Annotated in this window: 13 protein-coding genes and 1 pseudogene; 1 reads left to right on the forward strand and 13 read right to left on the reverse strand. The window is 65.4% G+C overall.

Annotation, left to right across the window (positions count from 1 at the left end; translation table 11 throughout):
* On the forward strand, positions 1 to 181 hold a 181-nt coding region (locus tag GGQ64_RS27640), incomplete at its 5' end, for a hypothetical protein (RefSeq protein WP_210300354.1).
* 101 nt (positions 182 to 282) lie between these two features.
* Here the strand turns inward: GGQ64_RS27640 and GGQ64_RS21690 are convergent.
* The 13 genes and pseudogenes from GGQ64_RS21690 to GGQ64_RS21750 all read right to left on the reverse strand — a co-directional run bounded on the left by GGQ64_RS21690 (position 283) and on the right by GGQ64_RS21750 (position 12,175).
* Entirely contained in the window at positions 283 to 789 is a 507-nt protein-coding gene (locus tag GGQ64_RS21690; protein WP_183807434.1) for a TIGR00645 family protein, read from the reverse strand.
* A gap of 77 nt (positions 790 to 866) precedes the next feature.
* A complete protein-coding gene (gene phnN / locus GGQ64_RS21695; protein ID WP_183807601.1) occupies positions 867 to 1,460 on the reverse strand; it encodes a phosphonate metabolism protein/1,5-bisphosphokinase (PRPP-forming) PhnN in 594 nt (197 codons plus the stop codon).
* A 23-nt stretch (positions 1,461 to 1,483) separates the two neighbouring features.
* Positions 1,484 to 2,623, reverse strand: coding sequence for an alpha-D-ribose 1-methylphosphonate 5-triphosphate diphosphatase (locus GGQ64_RS21700; RefSeq protein ID WP_183807435.1), 1,140 nt, complete (start codon positions 2,621 to 2,623; stop codon positions 1,484 to 1,486).
* Position 2,624: 1 nt separating this feature from the next.
* Positions 2,625 to 3,335, reverse strand: coding sequence for a DUF1045 domain-containing protein (locus tag GGQ64_RS21705; RefSeq protein ID WP_183807436.1), 711 nt, complete (start codon positions 3,333 to 3,335; stop codon positions 2,625 to 2,627).
* Positions 3,336 to 3,446: 111 nt separating this feature from the next.
* The gene (gene phnE, locus GGQ64_RS21710; RefSeq protein ID WP_183807437.1) at positions 3,447 to 4,793 is read right to left on the reverse strand and encodes a phosphonate ABC transporter, permease protein PhnE; all 1,347 of its coding nucleotides are present in this window, start codon (positions 4,791 to 4,793) and stop codon (positions 3,447 to 3,449) included.
* Positions 4,793 to 5,713, reverse strand: a complete 921-nt coding sequence (gene phnE / locus GGQ64_RS21715; RefSeq protein WP_246422854.1) for a phosphonate ABC transporter, permease protein PhnE — start codon at positions 5,711 to 5,713, stop codon at positions 4,793 to 4,795. Before phnE (GGQ64_RS21715) ends, phnE (GGQ64_RS21710) begins: the two co-directional genes overlap by 1 nt.
* A 126-nt stretch (positions 5,714 to 5,839) precedes the next feature.
* On the reverse strand, positions 5,840 to 6,745 hold the full coding sequence (gene phnD, locus GGQ64_RS21720) for a phosphonate ABC transporter substrate-binding protein (RefSeq protein WP_183807439.1): 906 nt from the start codon (positions 6,743 to 6,745) through the stop codon (positions 5,840 to 5,842).
* Positions 6,746 to 6,836: 91 nt separating this feature from the next.
* On the reverse strand, positions 6,837 to 7,691 hold the full coding sequence (phnC, locus tag GGQ64_RS21725) for a phosphonate ABC transporter ATP-binding protein (RefSeq protein WP_183807440.1): 855 nt from the start codon (positions 7,689 to 7,691) through the stop codon (positions 6,837 to 6,839).
* A gap of 130 nt (positions 7,692 to 7,821) precedes the next feature.
* Positions 7,822 to 8,440 (reverse strand): annotated as a pseudogene (locus tag GGQ64_RS21730) (DapH/DapD/GlmU-related protein).
* Entirely contained in the window at positions 8,437 to 9,144 is a 708-nt protein-coding gene (gene phnL, locus GGQ64_RS21735; protein WP_183807441.1) for a phosphonate C-P lyase system protein PhnL, read from the reverse strand. The pseudogene GGQ64_RS21730 and the gene phnL overlap by 4 nt, the downstream one beginning before the upstream one ends.
* Before the next feature lie 55 nt (positions 9,145 to 9,199).
* Positions 9,200 to 9,976, reverse strand: a complete 777-nt coding sequence (gene phnK / locus GGQ64_RS21740) for a phosphonate C-P lyase system protein PhnK (protein WP_183807442.1) — start codon at positions 9,974 to 9,976, stop codon at positions 9,200 to 9,202.
* A 196-nt stretch (positions 9,977 to 10,172) separates the two neighbouring features.
* Positions 10,173 to 11,066, reverse strand: a complete 894-nt coding sequence (locus GGQ64_RS21745) for an alpha-D-ribose 1-methylphosphonate 5-phosphate C-P-lyase PhnJ (protein WP_183807443.1) — start codon at positions 11,064 to 11,066, stop codon at positions 10,173 to 10,175.
* Positions 11,063 to 12,175 (reverse strand): carbon-phosphorus lyase complex subunit, encoded by a 1,113-nt coding sequence (locus tag GGQ64_RS21750; RefSeq protein ID WP_183807444.1) that lies wholly within the window; start codon positions 12,173 to 12,175, stop codon positions 11,063 to 11,065. The genes GGQ64_RS21745 and GGQ64_RS21750 overlap by 4 nt, the downstream gene beginning before the upstream one ends.
* Positions 12,176 to 12,178: the final 3 nt, after the last annotated feature.

The following is a 12,178-nucleotide window of genomic DNA, read 5'->3' on the forward strand; positions in this document are numbered from 1 at the left end:
CTTCAGAGCGAGTTCGTCGGTCGCCAGCAGCGCCGCCGCCCTCGTTGGTGAGCCGGTTTCTAAGACCAACATCAAACCAAGTCAACAGGGATTTTTCAAAAATGTCGCAGAAAGTTCATTTTGGAAATCGATCAGAGAATCACCCCCAGCGCCCGGTTCATTGGTCGAATTGCGGGGATAACGGCGACCAGCCCGCTTGACACGGAAAAGGTGCCAACGGTTCCCCGCGGCGCCCTCCTATTTCCCGTCGCCCCCTCAAGGGCCGATCCGCAGGCCCGACGGTCAGGCCTTGATCTTCAACTGCGTCATGATCTTTTCGAGATAGCCCAGCAGCACGGCGGAGGCGACGAAGGCGAGATGCATGAAGGTCAGCCACATCAGCTGGTTGTCGGTGAACCTCTGGGCGTTGAGGAATATCTGCAGCAGGTGGATCGAGGAGATGGCCACGATCGAGGAGGCGACCTTGATCTTGAGGCTGCCGGAATCGAGCTTGCCGAGGAAGGAGACTTCGGCCTCTGCCTCGTCGAAGCGACTGACGAAATTCTCATAGCCCGAGATCATCACCATCAGGACCAGGCTCGCAACCAGGGCGGCATCGATGAGGCCGAGCATGGCGAGGATCATCTCGGCATCGTCGAAGACGAAGACGTTCTGGGCGACCTTGTAGAGCTTGTAGACGAAGGAGACGGCGTAGATGGCCAGTGCCGCGACGAGCCCCAGATAGAAGGCGACGAGGATCCACCGGCTGGAAAGGATGATCCGTTCGACCAGGATTTCTAGGGACTTCATGAGGCGCTCCGTCAACGTCTTTCGATTTGCTGGCCCTGATTAGCCAATGGCCGGAATTCGGGCAAGTGCGACCGCCGTCAGCTTTCGACGGTTTGATCCAGCAGGCGGACGAAGGCCGTCCCGGCCGTCTCGAGCGCGCCGCTGTTGTCGATGATGACCTGGTCGAGGTCCATGTCCGGCCCGCGCGGCTGGCGATCAAGGCGGCCGGCGATGGCATCGCCGCTTTCGCGGCCACGTCGCGCGAGCCGCTCGGCGCGGACCTCGGCATGGGCCGTGATGGTGACCACCTTCAGGCGCGGAAATGCGGCGACGAGGGCCGGCAACGCCTGCCGGCTGCCGTTGACGATCGCCACCGCGCCGCGCGCGATCTGCGCCTGAACCTCGGCCGGAACGCCGTAGCTGAGGCCATGCGCTTCCCAGGAAACGCAGAAGCTGCCCTCGTCCTTCATCCGGGCGAAGGTGGCCGCATCAACGCCGATATGCGCCTCGCCGCCTGCATCCGACGGGCGGGTGATCACCCGCCTGGCGAAGACGAAGCGTTCGTCGCCCGAAAAATGCCGGGCAGCGTAGCCCATCACGCTGTCCTTGCCGGCGCCGCTCGGCCCGACGACGACGATCGTCGTGCCCATCTGCCCGCCGGCTGCGGGTGTCGCCGTATCCCCGGCCGCCATCCCTGCCCTGCCCGTCATGCCGGTCATGCCACGCGCGTGCCCTGGCGCCAGACGGAACGGACGACCGGGACGCCGTCGGGGCGACGCACGCGGACGAGATCGGCGCGCAGGCCGACGGCAATGCGGCCGCGATCGTCGAGGCCGACGGTGCGCGCCGGCGTCGCCGAGACCATGGCGATCGCCTTCGGCAGGCTGATCGCCTCGTTCTCGTCGGAGAGGATGAAGGGCGCCTGGATCAGGCTGAGCGGCACATAGTCGGACGAGAGCACGTCGAGCACGCCCATCGTCGCGAGGTCGCGCGCGGCGATGTTGCCGGAGTGCGACTTGCCGCGGACGATGTTCGGCGCGCCCATCAGCACGCTCATGCCGGCGCCGTGCGAGGCCCTGGCCGCCTCGACGCTGGTGGGGAATTCGGCGAGCCGGATGCCGTAGCCGATCGCTTCCTCGACATGGTCCAGCGTCGCGTCGTCATGGCTTGCCACCGCAATGCCGCGGGCGGCGCAATGGGCTGCAATCGCGTCGCGGTGCCGCTTGGCATAGCGGGCCGACAGATCCTGCTGGCGCCGGCAGAACTCGGCAAAGGCCTCGTCGGTCATGCCGCGCTTGGTCTTGTAATAGAGCGTGTACTGTTCCATCGTCTGGAACTGGCGCTGGCCCGGCGCATGGTCCATCAGCGAGACGAGCCGCACCTGCGGATCGTTCTCGAACTCCTCGAAATGGTCGAGCACGTTATCGGTGGAAACTTCGCAGCGCAGGTGGATCAGGTGATCGGCGCGCAGCCGGTCTTCCCGCCCCGCTTCTGCGAGCGCATCGGCCATGGCCCGCATCTCGCCCTTCTCGAAGCCGCCGTCTGCGTCCGAGCCCATGCGCAGGCAGTCGAAGACGGTGGTGATGCCGGAGGAGGCAACCTGGGCATCATGGGCCTGGATTGCGGCGGTCGTGTTCCAGCGCACGCCGGGGCGCGGCGAATAATGGGCCTCGAGGTGGTCGGTATGCAGCTCGACGAGGCCCGGCAGCAGATAGTCGCCACCGATGTCCTCGCCGGCCACCGTCGGCGTGTCGGAAATCTCGGCGATCAGGCCGTCGCGGATCACGACCGCGCCGTGGACGATGTCGTCCTCCAGCACGATCCTGGCGTTGGTGAGGGTCAGTTCGGTCGACATGTCAGGCGATCTTTCTGTTGGCTGCGCCGCTGCTGAGGGGGAACAGCGAATGCACGGTGAAATCTGCGCCGCGGGACGGTTCGCGGAAAAGGGCTATGCCGGAGATGGAAAGCGGGCGTCCATGGAACTCGGCGAAATACCGCAGCAGCGCCTCTTCCATGGCCGGCGCGATATCGGCAGGCACCCTGCCCGTCAGCGTCATGTGGAAGCGGAAGGTGTCGAAAACGTAGGGATAGCCCCACTGTACCAGGTTCTGGCGCTCCTCGCCGGTCAGCTCGTCCGGCCTGCGCCTTGCGATATCGGCCGAAGACAGGGGCGCGCGGAAACCCTCGAACCGACGCACGACCTCGCCGGCGAAGGCCTGCAGCGGCGCGCATTCCTCTGAGGGGACGAGGGCGAAGAAGGATCCGAGACGGTCGACGACAACTTCGGGAATGTCGAAGCCCTCCATGGCGGCGGCAAAGCGGGCGACCTCGGCCACAAGCTCGGCTTCGCTGCGGCCCTCGGCGAGCTCGAACGGCGCCTTCAGGGTGGCATGGAAGCCGTATCGACGCGGATCCGCCGTCAACGCGCTCAATGCCGGCAGGTCGAAGCCGGTCACGGCCGGCTGCTCCAGCGGGGCGCCGTTGAAGGCGTTACGGCCGAGCCAGCGGGCGCCGGCGAGCGTCAGGCTGTCGCTCGCGGCCGGGGTGAAATAGAGGGCATATCGCACAATCAGACGTCCTGTTTTTAGTTCCTTGCGCCCGATGGGCGCGCCTTTAGCGCCTTAGAGGAGATTCGTGTGGCAGCATCATGCCATTGCCGGCTGCAATTTCCATTCCTCTCAATGGTGGGTGCGGCCGATCAGCCGCGACCGCAGCGCATTCGAAATCCCGTCGAAGACGAAGACGACGAGAAGAATGAGCAGCACCATATAGGCGACTTTGTCCCAATCCGCATTCGTTCCCATCGCCTCAAGCAACTTGAGGCCGATGCCGCCCGCGCCGACAGCGCCGATGATCGTTGCCGATCGCATGTTCGATTCCCAGAAATAGAGCGACTGCGACACGAAGACGGGGAGGACCTGCGGCAGAACACCGAAACGGTTGACGATCACGGGCGACGCGCCGACCGATTTCACGCCCTCTCGCTGCTTGTCATCCACGTTCTCCAGCGCTTCGGCATAGACCTTGCCCAACGCGCCGGTGTCGGTAAAGAAGATGGCGGCGATGCCGGGGATCGGCCCGGGGCCGAAGCCGCGGGTGAAGAACAGCGCCCAGATCAGCATGTCGATCGAGCGCAGGAAATCGAACAGGCGCTTCATGCCCCAGTTGGCGATGCGGCTCTGGGTGATGTTTCGCGCCGCGACGAAGGCGAGCGGCAGGGCGACCAGCGTCCCCAGCAGCGTTCCGACGAACGCCATGACCAGTGTCTGCATCAGCTTCGACAGAATGTCGGCGTGCTGCCAGGTGCCGTTGGCGAGAAAGTCGTCGACCATGGCGGCGATATTCGAGCGGGCCGGGTCGACGCGTTCGCCGGAGACGGCAAGCCAGGCGAGCTCGGAGAACGACTTGCCCCAGAACGGCGAGTTGATGTCGAAGAAGAAGTTGGCCCAGCCGAGGAACCGGCGCTGGACAAAGACTTGCGAGGTGCGAATCTCCGCACTCCCCTCGAAGCCGAAGTCGACGTTCACCTTGCTGCCGTCCTGCACGAGTGCGCCGGGCGCACCTTCCGGCAGAATTGCTGCATCCGACGAGATTTCGACGGGATAGGCGACGCCGTCGACATAGACGTCGACGCGTGCGGGACGGACGTCGAGCCGGTTTTCCGCCCCGTCATAGATGACGCTGTAGCCGCCGTCTGCCAGTGGACGGAGCCAGGCAATGTCGGCGCCTTCCGGGTATTGCCGGCGGCTCGACCATTGCGGCTGGACGGCGCCATCGACGAAGCGCAGGCGCGGTTGCGCGCGCCAGGAATACCAGTCCTGAACATAGACCGTCGCGCGGTCCCAGCGTCCGTTGACGAACGCCGGGCCGACGTTGAAGGCGACAAAGCAGACAGCAAGATAGACCAGCGTCACCCCGACGCCGATCGCAAGGCCCCAGCGCTGCCAGAAGCTGCGGCGGAAGACCTCGGGATAGGCGGAAAGCAGGCGCTCGCGTTCGGCGGTGTTGAGCGTGGTCGGCGACATCAGGCGGCTCCCCGTCCGAATTCGAAGGACTGGTTGCCGATCAGGCGGCGGCGCAGCCAGGCGGAAAACTGGTCGACGGCGATGACGGTGACGAACAGCAGGATGACGATGGCATAGGTCTTTGCGGCGTGGTCACGGCCGATCGCCAGCCGGAAGACCTCGCCGATGCCGCCACCGCCGACGGCGCCGATGATGGTGGACGCCCTGATGTTGATCTCGGCACGCAGCAACGCGTAGGACACGAAGTTCGGCAGGACCTGCGGCACGATGGCGAAACGGACGCGCTCGACCCAGCTGGCGCCTGCCGCGCGCAGCCCCTCATCCGGACGCATGTCGGCATTCTCCACGACCTCGAAGAACAGCTTGCCGAGCGCACCGATGGTGTGGACCGTGATCGCGATGATGGCCGCGATCGGGCCGATCGACAGGATCGCGGTCAGGAGGCCGGCGATGACGATCTCGGGAAAGGCGCGCATCACCTCCATGATGCGGCGCACGACCCAGCGCGTGGCACCGGCACCGACAAGATTGGTGGAGGCGAAGAAGCAAAGCACGAAGGCGATGGCCGAGCCCAAGATGGTCGCGATCAGCGCGATATTCACGGTGATGATGAGCTGGTAGATGAAGTGCGGAATATAGAAGTTTTCCGTCACATAGACCCGCTCGGAGGTGTAGTCGTATTTCAGCGAGCCATCGTCATAGGGCGACGGCAGGTCGAACATGGCGCGCACGATCTCCATCGGGCTATCCGGAACGAAATTCCGGATGAAATCGAACATGTAGGGCAGCCGTTCGAAGAACTTGCCCGAATTGGCGGCATTGGCAAAGTCGAGCGAGGCCCAGAGCGCAACCAGGAAGATGGCGATCGCGATCAGCGTGTAGATGCGCCGCGTCCTCAGTTGCTGCTGGTAGTGGTGCATGACCGAGGCGGCTGAAGGACCGAGGCCGCCGATCGCATTTCCGGCCGTCGCATTGGCCATGCCATTCTCTCCTTGGAAAAACGGGCGGCACCCGCATGGATGCCGCGCGCTGTCTTCGATGACCGATCAGCCGCCGATGACGGACTTACGGGCGTCGATGATCGTCTGGTAGAACGACTGGTCGACCTGGATGTAATCCTTGTTGGCGCCCTGGGTGTAGGCCTGGAAGCAGGCCAGATCCTTCTTCGGCAGCTCAAGGAAATAGGCTTCGACCTTGGCCTTCATGTCGTCGGGAAGCTTGTTGGAAAGCATGAGCGGGCCGTTCGGGATCAGCGGCGACTTCCAGACTTCGACGATGTCGTCCATGTCGAGGTTGCCCTTGTTGACCATCTGGTAGAGGTTGCCGCCGGTGTAGCCTTCCTCCCAGTTTCCGACGCCCGATCCGAAGGTCGTGCCGACGTCGAACTTGCCGTCGAGGACGGCGAGGACGAGGTTCTCATGGCCGCCGCCGAAGCCGCTTTCAGCGAAGTATTCCTTGACCGGTGCGCCGATTTCCTTCGGGAGAGCAACGTTCGGAACGAGATAGCCCGAGGTCGAGTCCGGGTCGGCGAAGCCGATCTTCTTGCCCTTGGCGTCGGCGAGCGTCTTGATGCCGCTATCCTTGCGGGCGACCATGATCGAGTAGTAGCCGCTGGAACCGTCCGACTGCGTGTAGGTCAGGATCGGGTCGACGGCATTCTCGTCTTGGAGGTAGATGGCTGCGTAGGAGGACGCGCCCATCGAGGCGATGTCGATCGTGCCGCCGAGCAGACCCTGGATGACGCCGTTATAGTCCGGCGACGGGAAAATCTGGACTTCGGCGACGCCGGTCGCGGCCTTCAGGCCGTCGGCGACGCACTGGGTGTTGCGGATCTGGTCGGCTTCGTTTTCCGAGCCGTCGAGGCCGATACGCAGAACCTTGACGTCCTGGGCCAGGGCGGACCCGGTCACGACGGCCATCGCAACGGCGGCGAGCAGAGCTTTCTTCAACATTTCGTTCTCCTTGTTGCCGGCCCCCAGCCGGCGATCGCTTCAAAGCGTGTATGGTCATGCCCTTGACGCGGGCGGTCGATCCCGGCGGGCGTCAGATGCCTGCCAGTGCCAGCGGCTTGACGCCGGCGGATTCCTTGAGATTGTCCTGCACGGGCGCACCGGCGCCGCGGATGCTGGTGGACGTCACGGACTCGTCGATCTCCGCGCCGTCCGCGCCGGTGCCATAGATCGCGCGGACCGCGTCGGCGTCGAGATCGCGCGGCGCGCCGTCGAAGACGACCTTGCCGGCCGACATGCCGATGATGCGTTCGCAATAGTTGCGGGCGGTATCGAGCGTGTGCAGGTTGGTGATGACGGTGATGCCCTCGCGCTCGTTGATGTCGCGCAGGGCGTCCATCACCACCTTGGCGTTGAGCGGGTCGAGCGAGGCGATCGGCTCGTCGGCCAGGATCATCTTCGGCTGCTGCATGAGGGCGCGCGCAATCGCCACGCGCTGCTGCTGGCCGCCCGACAGCGTTCCCGCCATTTGCAGCGCCGTCTGCTCGATGCCGAGGCGCTCGAGTGCAGCGATCGCCATGATGCGCTCCTCGCGGGTGAACATGTTGAGGATGCTGAGCGCGGTGGAGCGATGGTTGAGGCGGCCGAGCAGGACGTTGGTGAGAACGTCCAGGCGCGGCACGAGGTTGAACTGCTGGAAGATCATGGCGCAGTCGCGCTGCCAGTTGCGAAGGGCAGCCCCCCGGAGCGAGGAGACCTCGACGTCGCCGAAATGGATGGAGCCTTCGGTCGGATCGACGAGCCGGTTGATCATGCGCAGCATGGTCGACTTGCCGGCGCCCGAGCGGCCGATGACGCCGACCATCTGGCCCTGGGGAATGTCGACACTGACGGCGCTGACTGCGGCTTTGCCGCCGAACCGGCGCGTGACGTTCATCAGGCGGAACATGGCTTCCCCTTCAAGGCTTGTTCATTGACACTGCTGCGGCTTTAAAGGCGGTCAATGAAGGCCGAATGTCAGTTTCGTGTCCGTTTGATAACAATCCACACAGCCCGGATTTCCAGGGCTTTGACGGAATTCAGGCGCCGTATTTGACAAGGAAGGCTTCGGCGTCGAGCGCGCGGAAGTCATCGAGGGCGCCGCGCAGGCGGGCGTGGTCCCAGTCCCACCAGGCAAGCCTTTCGAAACGCTCGGCAATATCGCGGCCGAAGCGTTCGCGGATCAGCTTTGCCGGCACGCCGCCGACGATCGTGTAGGGGGCGACGTCCTTCGTCACCACCGCGCCGGAGCCGATGATGGCGCCATTGCCGACCGTGACGCCCGGCAGCACCGATCGAGCCATGGCCGATCCAGACGTCGTGACCGATGACGACACGATGCGCGCGCCGCCAGGCGAAGAAATCCTCCTCCTTGTCGGCATCCGGCCAATAGTCGCCGGCGCGATAGGTGAAGTGGTGCAGCGTCGCCCGCCACATCGGGTGGTTGGTGGCGTTGATCCGGACCGAAGACGCGATGTTGGCGAACTTGCCGATCGTGGCGCACCAGACCGAGCCGTCCTCCATGATGTAGGAATAGTCGCCGAGTTCGGTCTCGCTGACACGGCAACGCTCGGAGATCTCGACGAAGCGGCCGAGCGTGCAATCGGTGACGGACGCCGTTTCGTGGACGAGCGGGGTGTGTTCGGACAGCTTGGTCATGCCGCTGCCCTCCTGGGCGAGAAGGCGGAGACGTCGACGATGGTGCCCGCGACCTTGGTGCGCACGTCGTCGTCGTGGAAGATGCCGAGCAGCGCCACCCCTGCCCGTTTCTTCTCCTCGATCATGCCGACGACGACCTCGCGGTTCTTCGCGTCCAGCGAGGCGGTCGGCTCGTCGAGCAGCAGGATGCGGTGGTCGGTGATGAAGCCGCGGGCGATATTGACGCGCTGCTGCTCGCCGCCGGAGAAGGTGGCCGGCGGCAGCTGCCAGAGCTCGCGCGGCAGGTTGAGGCGGGCCAGCATCGCTTCGGCCCTCTCGCGCGCCACCGCCGGGATCGCCCCGCCTTCGACCAGCGGCTCGGCCACCACGTCGACGGCTGCGACCCGCGGCACGACCCGCAGGAACTGGCTGACATAGCCGAGCGTGACCCGGCGGACGGCGAGCACGGTGCGCGGATCGGCGCTGGCGAGATCGACGAACTGCCCTTCGTGCTCGACCAGGATCTGGCCGAGGTCGACGCCGTAGTTGCCGTAGACCATCTTCAGCAGCGAGCTCTTGCCGATGCCGGAGGGACCGCCCAGGACCACGCATTCGCCGGCCTTGACGGAGAAGTTGACGTTTTCGACGACCGGCAGGCGGATGCCGTCCCGCAGGTGCATGGTGAAGCTCTTTGCGACTTCGGATACGACGAGTGGGGTCGCCATGTTCGGTGTCCTTTGTGCTGGAAACGCGTGCCGGAAGGCGGCTCGGGCCTGTGGCTCAGACCTGCAGGATGGAGGAGACGAGAAGCTGGGTGTAGGCCTCGCGCGGATCGTCGAGGACGCGGTCGGTCAGGCCCTGCTCGATCACGTGGCCGTCCTTCATCACCATCATCCGGTGCGACAGCAGGCGGGCGACGGCGAGGTCGTGGGTGACGACGATCGCCGACAGGCCGAGGTCGTGGACGAGGCCGCGGACGAGGTCGAGCAGGCGCGCCTGCACCGAGACGTCGAGGCCGCCGGTCGGCTCGTCCATGAAGACGAGGCGCGGCGCGGTGACGAGATTGCGGGCGATCTGCAGGCGCTGGCGCATGCCGCCGGAAAAGGCGCGCGGCTGGTCGTCGATGCGGTCGAGACCGATCTCGACGCGGCGCAGCCAGTCGCCGGCGGTCTCGCGGATGTTGCCGTAGTGGCGATCGCCGACTGCCATCAGCCGCTCGCCGACATTGGCGCCGGCCGAGACCGTCATGCGCAGGCCGTCGGCGGGGTTCTGGTGGACGAAGCCCCAGTCGGTGCGCATCAGGAAGCGGCGTTCAGCCTCGCCCATGCGGGCGAGATCGCGCATCTGTCCGTCGCGCATCCGGTATTGGATCGTGCCGGAGGTCGGCATCAGGCGGGTGGCAAGGCAGTTCAGCAGCGTCGTCTTGCCGGAACCGGATTCGCCGACGATCGCCAGCACCTCGCCCGGCCAGAGATCGAAGGAGACGTTGCGGCAGCCGATCCGCGCGCCATAGAATTTCGAGATGTCGCGGACCTTGAGTAGCGGGGCGTCGGTCATCGGGTGGCCTCCATAGTGCGGGAGGCCATGGCACCCCCCTCTGCCCTGCCGGGCATCTCCCCCTCAAGGGGGGAGATCGGCCAGAGGCAGGAACCTTGTTCACATTGCAACGTCAACGAGGAGCGAAACGTCGCTCCATGCAATCTCCCCCCTTGAGGGGGAGATGCCCGGCAGGGCAGAGGGGGGTAAGCGCAGCTCATTCGGCAGCCGCCTTGCCATAGGCCAGCATCGTGCCGCAGTGGCCGTGGTCGCGGCGGTCTTCGCAATGGTCGGTGTCGGAGCAGACGAACATCCGCCCGCCGCGGTCGTCGAGCACGACCTCGTCGAGGTAGACGTTCTCGGCGCCGCAGAGCGCGCAGGGCCGCTCGAATTTCTGCACCTCGAAGGGATGGTCCTCGAAATCCAGGCTGACGACATCGGTAAACGGCGGCAGAGCGTAGATGCGCTTCTCGCGGCCGGCGCCGAACAGCTGCAGCGCCTCCGACATGTGCATCTTCGGATTGTCGAACTTCGGCGTCGGCGACGGGCTCATCACGTAGCGGCCCTCGACCTTGACCGGATAGGAGTAGGTCGTGGCGATATGGCCGTTCCGGGCGATATCCTCGTAGAGCTTGACGTGCATCAGCCCGTATTCCTCGAGCGCGTGCATCTTGCGGGTCTCGGTCTCGCGCGGCTCGAGGAAGCGCAAGGGCTCGGGGATCGGCACCTGGTAGACCAGCGTCTGGCCGGCGGTCAGCTTTTCCTCGGGGATGCGGTGGCGCGTCTGGATGATCGTCGCCTCGCGCGTCTTCGTCGTCACCGCGACATTGGCGACCTTCTGGAAGAAGGCGCGGATGGAGACGGCGTTGGTGGTGTCGTCGGCGCCCTGGTCGATGACCTTGAGCACGTCTTCAGGTCCGAGGATCGCCGCCGTCACCTGCACGCCGCCGGTGCCCCAGCCGTAGGGCATCGGCATCTCTCGGCTGGCGAAGGGGACCTGGTAGCCCGGAATGGCGATCGCCTTCAGGATCGTCCGGCGGATCATCCGCTTCGTCTGCTCGTCGAGATAGGCGAAGTTGTAGGTGGCGAGTTCGGACGGAACGGCATTCATTGGGCAGCCTCCAGGGTGTCGTCGCCGGGTTCTTCGCGGCTGCGCTCATCATGTTCCCGCCGCATCCGCCGCATCAGATCGAGTTCGGCCTGGAAATCGACGTAATGCGGCAGCTTCAGGTGCTCGACGAAGCCGGTCGCCTGGACGTTGTCGGAATGGGAGATGACGAATTCCTCGTCCTGCGCGGGCGAGACGACGTCCTCCTCGAACTCATCGGTGCGCAAGGCGCGATCGACCAGCGACATCGACATCGCCTTGCGCTCGTTCTGGCCGAAGACGAGGCCGTAGCCGCGGGTGAACTGCGGCGGGCTCTTCACCGAGCCCTTGAACTGGGTGATCATCTGGCACTCGGTGACCTGGATGCGGCCGAGCGAGACGGCAAAGCCGAGTTCCGGCAGGTCCAACTCGACCTCGACCTCGCCCATGCGGACCTCGCCGACGAAGGGATGGTTGTTGCCGTAGCCGCGCTGGGTGGAATAGGCGAGCGAAAGCAGGAAACCCTCGTCGCCGCGGGCCAGTGCCTGCAGGCGCAGGTCGCGCGCCATCGGGAACTCGAGCGGCTCGCGCGTCAGGTCGCCGGGGACGTGGCCCGCCGGCAGTTCGCCGTCGCCCTCGACCAGCCCCTCTCCCGCCAAGATGTCGGACACGCGCATGACGGGCTCCTGCTCGCCGTCGCGCTGCAAGGGCTCTTCCACCTGTTCGTCGCGAAGAAGCGAGGGATCGAGCAGACGGTGGGTGTAATCGAAGGTGGGGCCGAGCAACTGGCCGCCCGGCAGGTCCTTGTAGGTGGCGGAGACCCGGCGCTCGACCAGCATCCGCGACGTCTCGACCGGCACCGAATAGCCGAAGCGCGGCAGCGTGGTGCGGTAGGCGCGCAGGATGAAGATCGCCTCGATCATGTCGCCGCGCGACTGGCGGATGGCGAGTGCTGCGATGGCGCGGTCATAGAGCGAAGCCTCGGCCATCACGCGATCGACGGCCAGCCCGAGTTGGGCAACGATCTGCTCGATCGTGATCGACGGCAGCGAGCGGTCGCCGCGGCGACGGTCGGCGAGCAGGCGATGGGCATTGGCAATGGCGGCCTCGCCACCCTTGACGGCAACATACATGGC

This window comes from Mycoplana azooxidifex, from assembly GCF_014196765.1.
Taxonomy (GTDB): domain Bacteria; phylum Pseudomonadota; class Alphaproteobacteria; order Rhizobiales; family Rhizobiaceae; genus Mycoplana; species Mycoplana azooxidifex.

Coding starts and splice junctions, on each gene's coding strand:
- phnC (WP_183807440.1), bottom strand. CDS start 7,691: ATGTTCCGCCTGATGAACGTCACGCGCCGGTTCGGCGGCAAAGCCGCA.
- GGQ64_RS21700 (WP_183807435.1), bottom strand. CDS start 2,623: ATGTCGACCGAACTGACCCTCACCAACGCCAGGATCGTGCTGGAGGAC.
- phnD (WP_183807439.1), bottom strand. CDS start 6,745: ATGTTGAAGAAAGCTCTGCTCGCCGCCGTTGCGATGGCCGTCGTGACC.
- phnN (WP_183807601.1), bottom strand. CDS start 1,460: ATGGCGGCCGGGGATACGGCGACACCCGCAGCCGGCGGGCAGATGGGC.
- GGQ64_RS21745 (WP_183807443.1), bottom strand. CDS start 11,066: ATGAATGCCGTTCCGTCCGAACTCGCCACCTACAACTTCGCCTATCTC.
- GGQ64_RS21690 (WP_183807434.1), bottom strand. CDS start 789: ATGAAGTCCCTAGAAATCCTGGTCGAACGGATCATCCTTTCCAGCCGG.
- phnK (WP_183807442.1), bottom strand. CDS start 9,976: ATGACCGACGCCCCGCTACTCAAGGTCCGCGACATCTCGAAATTCTAT.
- phnE (WP_183807437.1), bottom strand. CDS start 4,793: ATGTCGCCGACCACGCTCAACACCGCCGAACGCGAGCGCCTGCTTTCC.
- phnL (WP_183807441.1), bottom strand. CDS start 9,144: ATGGCGACCCCACTCGTCGTATCCGAAGTCGCAAAGAGCTTCACCATG.
- GGQ64_RS21750 (WP_183807444.1), bottom strand. CDS start 12,175: ATGTATGTTGCCGTCAAGGGTGGCGAGGCCGCCATTGCCAATGCCCAT.
- phnE (WP_246422854.1), bottom strand. CDS start 5,713: ATGCACCACTACCAGCAGCAACTGAGGACGCGGCGCATCTACACGCTG.